This window comes from Streptomyces sp. NPDC052012, assembly GCF_040689265.1.
In the GTDB taxonomy this organism is placed as follows: domain Bacteria; phylum Actinomycetota; class Actinomycetes; order Streptomycetales; family Streptomycetaceae; genus Streptomyces.
In genome coordinates, this window is sequence record NZ_JBFAXA010000014.1 from 162,013 (window position 1) to 172,432 (window position 10,420).

8 protein-coding genes are annotated in these 10,420 nt (G+C 71.2%); 5 read left to right on the forward strand and 3 right to left on the reverse strand.

Translation table 11 applies throughout. From position 1 onward, the window contains the following. The first annotated feature begins 55 nt into the window (after positions 1–55). Complete coding sequence (locus AB0412_RS22705; RefSeq protein ID WP_366404366.1) at positions 56–1,843, forward strand: GMC family oxidoreductase; 1,788 nt, start codon at positions 56–58, stop codon at positions 1,841–1,843. An 89-nt stretch (positions 1,844–1,932) separates the two neighbouring features. Here the strand turns inward: AB0412_RS22705 and AB0412_RS22710 are convergent, their stop codons facing one another. Then, positions 1,933–2,970, reverse strand: coding sequence for an LAETG motif-containing sortase-dependent surface protein (locus AB0412_RS22710; protein WP_366404367.1), 1,038 nt, complete (start codon positions 2,968–2,970; stop codon positions 1,933–1,935). A gap of 226 nt (positions 2,971–3,196) precedes the next feature. Between AB0412_RS22710 and AB0412_RS22715 the strand changes: the two genes are divergently transcribed. Then, positions 3,197–4,438 (forward strand): hypothetical protein, encoded by a 1,242-nt coding sequence (locus tag AB0412_RS22715; protein ID WP_366404368.1) that lies wholly within the window; start codon positions 3,197–3,199, stop codon positions 4,436–4,438. Positions 4,439–5,078: 640 nt separating this feature from the next. On the opposite strand, the gene AB0412_RS22720 is transcribed toward AB0412_RS22715, so the two are convergent. Then, positions 5,079–5,411, reverse strand: coding sequence for a chorismate mutase (locus AB0412_RS22720; protein WP_366404369.1), 333 nt, complete (start codon positions 5,409–5,411; stop codon positions 5,079–5,081). A 330-nt stretch (positions 5,412–5,741) separates the two neighbouring features. On the opposite strand from AB0412_RS22720, the gene guaA reads away from it, so the two are divergent. Next, positions 5,742–7,322: a glutamine-hydrolyzing GMP synthase gene (gene guaA / locus AB0412_RS22725; protein ID WP_366404370.1), complete on the forward strand. Its 1,581-nt coding sequence runs from the start codon at positions 5,742–5,744 to the stop codon at positions 7,320–7,322. A gap of 39 nt (positions 7,323–7,361) precedes the next feature. On the opposite strand, the gene AB0412_RS22730 is transcribed toward guaA, so the two are convergent. Next, positions 7,362–7,835 carry a pyridoxamine 5'-phosphate oxidase family protein gene (locus AB0412_RS22730; RefSeq protein ID WP_366404371.1) on the reverse strand — a complete coding sequence of 158 codons (474 nt, stop codon included), beginning with the start codon at positions 7,833–7,835 and terminating at the stop codon, positions 7,362–7,364. A 141-nt stretch (positions 7,836–7,976) separates the two neighbouring features. Here AB0412_RS22730 and AB0412_RS22735 point away from each other — a divergent pair, with 141 nt between their 5' ends. Both AB0412_RS22735 and AB0412_RS22740 read left to right on the forward strand, forming a co-directional pair. After that, a complete protein-coding gene (locus AB0412_RS22735) occupies positions 7,977–8,777 on the forward strand; it encodes a class II aldolase/adducin family protein (RefSeq protein ID WP_366404372.1) in 801 nt (266 codons plus the stop codon). Between the two features lie 287 nt (positions 8,778–9,064). Next, complete coding sequence (locus AB0412_RS22740; protein WP_366404373.1) at positions 9,065–10,261, forward strand: hypothetical protein; 1,197 nt, start codon at positions 9,065–9,067, stop codon at positions 10,259–10,261. The last annotated feature ends 159 nt before the right edge of the window (positions 10,262–10,420 follow it).

Consider the following 10,420-nt stretch of genomic DNA (forward strand, 5'->3'; position numbering starts at 1 on the left):
CGTGGGCGCGAGAACCACGCACGACCCGCACGTGAAACTCAAAGAGGAGACACCCGTGCCTCAAGACGCTTACGACTATGACGTCATCGTCGTCGGCTCAGGCTTCGGCGGCTCGGTCTCAGCACTCCGGCTGACCGAGAAGGGCTACACGGTCGGCGTCCTGGAGGCCGGCCGCCGCTGGACCCGTGAGTCCCTGCCCAAGAACTCCTGGGACATCAAGAACTACCTCTGGGCCCCGAAGCTGGGCATGTACGGCATCCAGCGCATCCATCTGCTGGGCAACGTCATGGTCCTGGCCGGCGCGGGCGTCGGCGGAGGTTCCCTCAACTACGCCAACACCCTGTACGTGCCGCCCAAGCCGTTCTTCGAGGACCCCCAGTGGGGTGACATCACCGACTGGCAGGAGGAGCTGAAGCCGTACTACGACCAGGCGCGGCGCATGCTCGGCGTACGGCTCAACCCGACGATGACCCCCTCGGACGTCCATCTGAAGGCGGCGGCCGAGCGGATGGGCTGCGGCGACACCTTCCACATGGCCCCCGTCGGCGTCTTCTTCGGCGACGGCAAGGACGCCGACGGCAAGGTGAAGGCCGAGCCCGGTCAGGAGGTGCCGGACCCGTACTTCGGCGGGGTCGGGCCGTCGCGGCGGGCCTGTGCCGAGTGCGGCGAGTGCATGACCGGCTGCCGGCACGGCGCCAAGAACACCCTCAACGAGAACTATCTGCACCTCGCCGAGAAGGCGGGCGCGGTCGTCCACCCCATGACGACGGTCGTGTCGGTGACGGAGGACTCACAAGGGGGCTTCGCGGTCGCCACCCTGCCCACCGACAACCGCCGCAAGGGCAAGGGCCGTGTCTTCCGGGCCCGCCGGGTCGTGCTGGCCGCCGGCACGTACGGCACCCAGACCCTCCTGCACCGCATGAAGGCCAACGGGCAGCTGCCGCATCTGTCGGACAAGCTGGGTGAGCTGACCCGCACCAACTCCGAGGCGCTGGTCGGCGCCCAGACCGACGACCGCCGCTACCGCAAGATCACCGGGGCGCCGAAGGTGGACTTCACCCGCGGTGTGGCCATCACGTCCTCGATCCACCCCGACGCCAACACCCACATCGAGCCGGTCCGCTACGGCCGCGGCTCCAACTCGATGGGCGGCCTGTCCATCCTCCAGGTCCCCTACGCGGCAAGCGGTTCGGGCGCGGCCCGGGTCCTCGGCTGGCTGGGCAACGTGGCCCGGCATCCCTGGCTGCTGCTGCGGTCGCTGTCCAACCGGCGCTGGTCGGAGCGGACCATCATCGGCCTGGTGATGCAGTCCCTGGACAACTCCCTGACGACGTACCTCAAGCCCTCCGGGGTGGGCCGCGGACTGCTCACGGCCCGGCAGGGTCACGGGGCCCCCAACCCCAAGCAGATCAAGGCGGCCACGGACGGCGCCTCCGCCCTCGCGGCCGAGATCAACGGCTTCGCGGGCTCCAACGTCGGCGAGCTGACCGGCATGCCGCTCACCGCGCACTTCCTCGGCGGCTGTCCCATCGGCGCCGACAGCGACACCGGCGTGATCGATCCGTACCACCGGCTGTACGGCCACCCCGGGATCTCCGTCGTGGACGGGGCGGCCGTCTCGGCGAACCTCGGCGTGAACCCGTCCCTGACCATCACGGCACAGGCCGAGCGTGCGATGTCGTACTGGCCCAACAAGGGCGAGGCCGACCCGCGGCCGGAGCAGGGTGAGGGCTACCGGCGCCTCCAGCCGGTCGAGCCGAAGTCCCCGGTGGTCCCGGCGGACGCGTTCGGCGCGCTGAAGCTGCCGTTCCTGGGGATGCCCGCGGTGCCGCCGAAGAAGTAGCGGTCACGAGCACGAACGAACGAAAAGTGAGGACCTGCGCCCCCCTCCGAGCGCAGGTCCTCACCTTTGTCCTGGTGGTGCGGGCGTCCTTACGCCTCGGCACCGGCCTTGCGGCGGCGCACCACGAACACGGTCCCGGCACCGGCGACGACGGCGAGACCACCGACGAGGCCGACCATCGGGACGGCGGAGCTGGAGCCGGTCTCGGCGAGGCTGCCGGTGACCTTCGGCGTGTTGCTGCTCGGCTTCTCGTCCGTGACGGGCGCCTTGCCGCCTTCCTGCGGCTTGGTGCCCTCGGTGTTCGTGCCCGCGGCCACGATCTGGAAGCGGTACGAGACGTCACCGAAGCCGGTGCACTCGGCGTCGGCGTCGCCGTAGATCGTCGCGCCGAAGGAGAAGGCGGCGCCGACGGGGGCGGACGACGTCACGTTGAGGCGCATCGGGATGTCGACCTCGTAGCCGGGCTCGAGCTCGGTGGTGTAGCCGATGTACCCCACCGCGTAGCCGCCCTCGTTGAGGTCGAACCACACCTTGTCGTTCGGGTCCCAGGCCTGGACCTGGACCTGCTTCTCGGTGAACAGCTCGTCCCACTCCGCGTCGGCGGACGCACCGGCGAAGAAGTCCAGGTTGTCCAGGGTGGAGTCGGAGTTGTTCGCGACGTTCAGCGAGAACTTGTGCCAGCCGCTGCCCTTCGCGATCTTGCCGGGCAGGCCGGAGATGCTGACGTCGACCTTGCTGTCCTCGCACGCGGACGGCTCGGGGTCCGGCGACTCCGACTCCTCCGGCGCGGACGTGCTCGGCGCGGGGCTGGTCACGGAGGAGCTCGGGGACGGGGCCGCGTCGCTCGGGGAGGAGCTGGGCGACTCGGTGTCCTCGGGCTTGGTGGTGTCCTCCGGCTTGGTGGTGTCCTCGGGTTCGGTGGTGTCCGTGGAGTCGGTTGACTCGCTCTCGGACGGTGACGGTGACGTCTCGGTCGTCTGCTCGTCGGTCCCGCCGTCGGCGGTCGACTCGCTTGCGCTGACGGCGGGAGCTGGCTCGGTCGCGTACGCGGCCGGCGCCGCGAGGAGGGCAACCGGGGCTATCACTGCCGTTGCGGCCGCTGCTGCCATGGCGCGGCGAAGCTTCATGAAGACCTCGGGATGTCCGGTGCGCCGCGGTTTGCGGCGCGTGTTGGGGGAGGCCTTCCGCGTGTGGGGCGCGGGTGGGGCCCGTGGTTCCGGTGGTTTGATCGTCGAGTTGTGTGAATGGTTGTTCGGTAACTCACGGAATTCTTATGTGAGGTGGATCACCGGGTTCGAGTGATCAACGCGGGCGTACGCTCGCGGACGACATCCCCTACAGAAAGCCGTTGCTGTGGCCGAGCAGTCGCCCGAGGAACCCAGACCGGAGTCGTCCGCGATACCCGACGACGTATGGGAGAAGTTCGTCCAGGACAGCGAGCGCGACATCCGGGCCTCCGCGCCCAAGGAGCCGTCCGCGAGGGCCCGGATGGTGACCGAGCGGCTGCGGGCGATGGACGAGGCACAGGCAAGGGCCGGTGGCGGGCCGGGGAGCGGCGGGCGCGGCTGGGGCAGGAAGAAGGCACCCGCCAGGCCCGCGGCACCGGAGGGCTGGCGCACCGGGCCCGCCTGGCAGGAGATGAACGGGGCCCGGGTCACGCGCCGGCGCAGGATCTGGAGCGTCGTCGGTGTGCTGCTCGCCGCCGCGCTGGCCGTGGTCGCCCTGAACCCCTCGGCCACGCTGTCCCACCTGCCCGGCGGACTCGGCGACCACTTCGGCGGCACGTCCGACGAGGCCGATGCCACGACCCCGCTCGCTCCGGAGACCGCCCGGCCCACCGGCGCACCCTCCGCCGTCCCCGAGGGCGTACCCACGCGCGAGCGGCCGTTCGCCGGATCGCCCGCCGCCCGCTGGGAGTCGGGAGCGGACGCCATCCGGCTGCCCGAGGCGAAGGCGACGGGCGGGATCCCGGCCGCGCGGATCCAGCAGGCCCTGCGGCAGACGAAGGAGTTCCTGGTCGCCGCCAACCTCGATCCCGAGGTGCTGAAGGGCGGCGAGCCGAAGAAGGCGCTGGCCCTGGTGGACCCGCTGGAGAAGAAGTACCTCTCCCAGCTGCGCGACGCGCTGCGCAAGCCTTCCGTGAAGAACGACCCGGTGTGGACCTTCACCCGCTTCGACCCCGAAGAGGTCGACCTGGTGGACGACGTGCGCGTGCGCGGCCACATCACCGTGGAGCCCGGGGGCGGAGACGCGGGGAAGGCCGTGATCAAGGCCGACTACACCTTCGTCTACGCGGCGACCCGCGTCGGCGGCGGTGACGAGGTGGCCCGCACCATCGTGCGCCGGGTGGTCGAGGCGGACGTCCTGGACCTCACCGAGTACCAGGGGACCGAGGGACACCTGTGGATCTCCGACGTCCGGGGCGAGATATCCAACGACGACTGCCGGGACGGCGACGGGGTGATCCGTCCCCAGTTCCTCACCGATCAGGAGGCCGGCCCCGACGCGAGCGGCGAGCCGAGCGATCCGTACGACCGCAGCGGGGACGTGCCCGAGGCCGACGCCGCCGGGTGCGGGGTCGTCAGCCGCACCTGAGCCCGACGGCGACGGGGCGACAGCCGCGGGTGCGGGCAGGCGAAGGGCCCCGCGGGGCGGAGCCGCGGGGCCCTTCCTTCGTCAGCACCGGCGTCAGGGCAGCACCGGTGCCTGGGGGAGCGGCGCCGGGGGGTAGCGCCGCTGGTCTGGAGCTCTGGCAGTCGCTGCCGGTCCGTCCGCCGGTCCGCTCCTCCGGTCCGCGTTCCGGTGCGTCTGCGCAGGGCAATGCAGTTGTCTGCGGGGGGACTTGGGCTCGTACGCATCGTGCTCGATGGGTGCGGCCTCCGCAACCGTTCGACCCGGACGGGGGACATTCCCGCCGGTCGGCCCCGGGCGTCCCCGGAGCCGACCGTTCTCTTGGGTGACCGGGCTGCTGTCCCCTGCCGTCCGGTCACTTCCCGGAGCGAGGTCCCACGACGCACGGCACGATCCGCACGTCTCATCGCTCCGGCGAGCCACGCGTGGTTCTTTCGGGCCCGCCCCTGGCTGGCACGGACACCGGTACCAACGAAGCGGTTCGGCCGCCGGTCACGCGCCGTACGGGTGAGAAGGATGCGTACGTCTGTGCCCGGAACGTGGATTCAGGCCCGTCCAGACCCGCCCAGATCAGTCCAGATCAGGCCAGATTTGTTTAGATCCTTCAGATCTTTCCGCGGCACAGCTCCAGCAGGGTCATCGCGAGGGCCGTGCCCGGCTTGCCCAGCGCGTCCCTGTAGTGGGCGAGGATCTCCATCTCGCGGGACAGGTTCACGCGCCGGCCGCCGGAGGCGATGCGTTCCTTCTGGATCACGGCGGAGACGGCCATCCGTTCCTGGATCAGGCCGATGATCCTGTCGTCGAGCGCGTCGATGCGCTCACGCGCGCCGGTGATCACGCCGGCGGCCGCGGGGGTGCGGGCGCCGGTCTTCTCGGTGGCGGCCTCGGGGGTGGTCTCGGCGACGTTCTTCTCGGTGGCGGTGGCGGTGGCGGTCATGTCGGGGCTCCTCGCTGGTGTGGGGTCGCCCCGGAGCGGCAAGGTCCGGATACGCCAGGCGCCCCGGGCCTTGTCGGCCCGGGGCGCCTGGGAAGTCGCTTGTCAGTTGCTCAAGCAGCACGACCATGGCAGCCGGCGGGCCGGGTGCCATAGGTAAAGACGAAGGTCGGGTGCGTGAGCATGGGAGCCAGTATGCCGTGCGAACCAGGGGTGTCCAAGCCGGGCCGCATGCTGAGACGGGGCGGCTTCGGCGGCGGCGGAGGGTATTCGCGGCCACCCCGGTAGAATCGGGAGGCACAAGACCCCCGCCCCACCGCCGGAAGGCACCCCGTGTCATCAGCGACTCCCGCTGCCAACGCGCCCGACACCGTCCTGGTCGTCGACTTCGGCGCACAGTACGCCCAGCTCATCGCCCGTCGCGTCCGCGAGGCGCGGGTCTACAGCGAGATCGTGCCGAGCACCATGCCGGTCGAGGAGATCCTCGCCAAGAACCCCGCGGCGATCATCCTGTCCGGCGGCCCCTCGTCCGTGTACGAGGAGGGTGCCCCCCGCCTCGACCGCCGGATCTTCGAGGCCGGTGTCCCCGTCTTCGGCATGTGTTACGGCTTCCAGCTCATGGCCCAGACCCTGGGTGGCACGGTCGACAACACCGGCGCCCGCGAGTACGGCCGTACGGATCTGCACGTCTCCAAGACGTCCTCCACCCTCTTCGAGGGCACGCCGGAGGAGCAGGCCGTGTGGATGTCGCACGGCGACGCCTGCTCCGCCGCCCCCGAGGGCTTCGCCGTCACCGCCTCCACGGACGTCGTGCCGGTCGCCGCCTTCGAGAACGACGAGAAGAAGCTCTACGGCGTCCAGTACCACCCCGAGGTGATGCACTCCACGCACGGGCAGCAGGTGCTGGAGCACTTCCTGTACCGGGGCGCGGGCCTGTCCCCGAACTGGACCACGGGCAACGTGATCGAGGAGCAGGTCGAGGCGATCCGCGAGCTGGTCGGCGACAAGCGCGCCATCTGCGGTCTGTCCGGCGGTGTCGACTCCGCCGTCGCCGCGGCGCTCGTCCAGAAGGCCATCGGCTCCCAGCTGACCTGCGTCTACGTCGACCACGGCCTGATGCGCAAGGGCGAGACCGAGCAGGTCGAGAAGGACTTCGTGGCCGCGACCGGCGTCCAGCTGAAGGTCGTGGACGCCGAGGAGCGGTTCCTGAAGGCGCTGGCCGGGGTGTCCGACCCCGAGGAGAAGCGGAAGATCATCGGCCGCGAGTTCATCCGCGTCTTCGAGCAGGCCCAGGCCGAGATCATCGCCGACGAGGGTCCCGCGGTGGAGTTCCTGGTCCAGGGCACGCTCTACCCGGACGTCGTCGAGTCCGGCGGCGGCACCGGCACCGCGAACATCAAGTCGCACCACAACGTCGGCGGTCTTCCCGAGGACCTCGAGTTCAAGCTGATCGAGCCGCTGCGCAAGCTGTTCAAGGACGAGGTCCGGATGGTCGGCCAGGAGCTCGGCCTGCCCGACGAGATCGTCCACCGCCAGCCCTTCCCCGGCCCCGGCCTCGGCATCCGGATCGTCGGCGAGGTCACCAAGGAGCGGCTCGACCTGCTCCGGGAGGCCGACGCGATCGCCCGCGAGGAGCTGACCGCGGCCGGCCTCGACCGGGACATCTGGCAGTGCCCGGTGGTCCTGCTCGCGGACGTCAGGTCGGTCGGTGTCCAGGGCGACGGCCGGACGTACGGTCACCCGATCGTCCTGCGCCCGGTCTCCAGCGAGGACGCCATGACCGCCGACTGGTCTCGGCTGCCGTACGAGGTCCTCGCGAAGATCTCGACGCGGATCACGAACGAGGTGCGGGACGTCAACCGGGTCGTGCTCGACGTGACGTCGAAGCCGCCGGGGACGATCGAGTGGGAGTGAGTCCCCTGGTTCTTCAGGGTTCTCGGGCTCCCTCCGGGATCAGGTCCGTTTGAGCGTGCGCACCGGCGCTCCGGGCTTCCAGACCTGGACGACCAGGTACTTGTCGTCCTCGACGTAGGTCCGCACGACCTCCGTCAGCTCGGTGCGGAAGAGGTGGAACGGCTCCGGCGGTTCCACCTCTTTCGTGTATCTGCTGCGGGTCTCCGCGTCCTCGACCTCGATCGCCCGGCCGCTGATCCGGACGTCGCCGCCGTCCATGGCGGTGCCCGGTCCGGGGTTCGCCTGAAGCGCGAAGCGCGGGTCGCGGCGCAGGTCGAGCGCCTTGCGCGAGTCCGGCATCATGCCGAGCCACAGCTCGCCGTTCAGGAAGCGCACCTCCAGGCCGGTGGTGCGGGGCGAGCCGTCCTTGCGGAGCGTCGCGAGGACGTGGTGGGTATGGGCGCCGAAGCGCTTCTCGACGGTCCGCGCGAGATCCGGCTCGGCGGTGACGAAAGCCTCCCAGTTCGTGTTCATAGGGGGAGTGTTCCGCGAATACCGGACATCTCCTGTCGGGTAAGCGGAGTGTTGTGCCGCGTCTTTACGGAACCGATCTGTCGTACCGGGCTTCCCGACGGTAACTTCCGCCCCATACGCAAACCCCCCGCGGGAGGACTTATGCACGGGCCCGGGCCCACCCCGCCCCCGCCGCTGCCCACCGACAAGCTGCGCTTCGCCATGCCGCCGATGCACGAGTCGGTCGAGGACGAGCGCCGGCACCGCAAGGAGCGGCTCGCGGGCGCGCTGCGGCTGTTCGGACGGCTCGGCTTCGAGGACGGTGTCTCGGGGCACATCACCGCACGCGACCCCGAATACACCGACTGCTTCTGGGTCAATCCCTTCGGCATGCCCTTCCGGCACGTCACCGTGAGCGACCTGGTGCTCGCCAACCGGGACGGCCAGGTCGTCGAGGGCGCCTACCACGTCAATCAGGCCGCGTTCACCGTGCACGCCCAGGTGCACACCGCCCGGCCCGACGTCGTCGCCGTCGCCCACTGCCACTCGGTGCACGGGCGTGCCCTCGCCGCACTGGGTGAGCTGCTGGACCCGATCACACAGGAGAGCTGCGCCTTCTACGAGGACCACGCGCTGTACGACGCCTACAGCGGCGTCACCGTGGACGCGGAGGAGGGCAGGCGCATCGCCGCGGTGCTCGGCACGCACAAGGCGCTGGTGCTGCGCAATCACGGGCTGCTCACGGTGGGGGATTCGGTCGATGCGGCGGCGTGGTGGTTCGTGTCGATGGAGCGGTCGTGCCGGGTGCAGCTCGCCGCGAAGGCGGCGGGGCGGCCGGTGCTGATCGATCACCGGCAGGCGGTGGCCACGCGGGAGCAGCTGGGCGGGGATCTCGTGGCGTGGATCAATTATCAGCCGATGTGGCAGGAGATCAGTCGGAGTGAGCCTGAGCTGCTGGGGTGAGCTGGGGTGAGCTGGGGTGAGCTGGGGTGTGGGTCAACGTGGCGTTTCGGGGTTCACTCTCGCTGACCCGGGGCGGCCGGTGAGTGAGGCGTGGGTTAGGGCACAATTCGCTGTCGTCGTCGGCGAGTTGTGGAAGGCGGGCATCGGGCGTGGCGGTGCGGGAGGCGAGACGGGGCGGCGTGGGCGCGAGTGCCGGTGCGGCGGCAGGCGGCGTCGGCGGTGACGGTGGCGGTAGCGGCGACGGGGCGCACGCGGGTGGCTGCACCTGCGGGGACTGTCCGCACGGGGTGCGGGAAGGGCATCGGCGCGCGGTCGCCGCGTTTCTTCGCAAGCGGGACGAGTTCGCGGCCGGGCAGGGGCTGCCGGCCGCCGTCGCGCACTCGGCGTCCGCCTCACGGCAGTGGGTGTCGGAGGAACTGACGCAGGCCGCCGAAGTCGTCGCCGAACGCGGTCGCGCGGAGGGTGCGGCATGGCTGGCCCGGCTGTGGCGGCGGACAGCCGTGACGGTGTGGGCGGCGGTCGTGCTGCTGCTTCTGGGGCAGGCGCTCACGGCGATCGGTGCGGGCTGGAGCGATGCGCGCACCGCCGGGCTGCTGGCGGCGCTGGTGGTGGCCGGGGCGTTGACGGCGGCGTCGTGGTTCCACCGGGCGCGGGGCGGTGTGCTGGCGCCGGTGATCGGGGAGGACAACCGGCTCTCCACGTCGCGGGCGGTGGCCGCGGGCTGGGTGCTGTTCCTTGTGTTCGCGGTGCTCGTGCTGGTGGGGCGGCTGGCGGCGGCCTCGGGGCACGCCGAGCGTGATGCGCTGATCGCCGGGCTCGAACTCGGCCGGGGGGTCGGTGTCGTGACCGTGCTCGCGGTGGTGTGCGGGATCGCGGTGCTGGTGCGGCGGGTCGTCGGGGTGCGGGTGCAGGGGCAACGGCTGCAGAAGGTGCGCGCCGAACGGCCCCGTGCGGCGGATCTGCTGACCGACGACGACGGGCGGGGGAGCTTCGCGGACATCCAGTACGTGGTGATCAGCGGGGTGGCGCTGGTGTTCGCGGCGGTGCGGTTGGCACGGCGGCCGGATCAGTTGCCGGATCTGCCGTGGGGGCTGGCGGTGGTGGTGCTGGTGTCTGCGGCGACGTATCTCGCGGGGAAGTACGCCGAGGGTGGGCGGCCGGTGATTCTGTCGGTGGTGCGGGCTCGGGAGGCGGGGGATCTGGACGGGCCGATCCGGACCGGGGACGACATCGAGATCCGGGGGGTGGGGTTCGTGCCGGCGGGGGCGCGGGGCGCCGATCGGTTGTCGCGGATGGTCGTGCGGGTGGGGGCGGTGAACGTTCATGTGCCGCTGGTGCCGGTGAGGGGTGGCTTCGACAACCCGACGGACGCGTTGCTGACGGTGCAGGTGCCGGTGGAGGTGGAGCCGGGGCGGGTGGACGTGCAGGTGGTGACGGCGGCGGGGGTGGAGACGAACCGGTATGCGATCGACGTGACGGAGTAGCGGGTGCGGCGCGGGTGCGGGTGCGGTGGGGGTGCGCGTTGGATGCCTGCGGCGCCGCTGCGGCTTCGGTGGGGGTGTGCGTAGCGCCTACGGGGGGTGGGTGGGGCGGGGCCGGGGCGGGGGGGGGGCGGCGGCGGCCGGGGGGGCCGGGGGCCGCGG

Excerpts from the sequence above, each read along its gene's own strand:
- AB0412_RS22720 (WP_366404369.1), bottom strand. The coding sequence starts at position 5,411 with ATGACCGCCACCGCCACCGCCACCGAGAAGAACGTCGCCGAGACCACC.
- AB0412_RS22730 (WP_366404371.1), bottom strand. The coding sequence starts at position 7,835 with ATGAACACGAACTGGGAGGCTTTCGTCACCGCCGAGCCGGATCTCGCG.
- AB0412_RS22710 (WP_366404367.1), bottom strand. The coding sequence starts at position 2,970 with ATGAAGCTTCGCCGCGCCATGGCAGCAGCGGCCGCAACGGCAGTGATA.
- AB0412_RS22735 (WP_366404372.1), top strand. The coding sequence starts at position 7,977 with ATGCACGGGCCCGGGCCCACCCCGCCCCCGCCGCTGCCCACCGACAAG.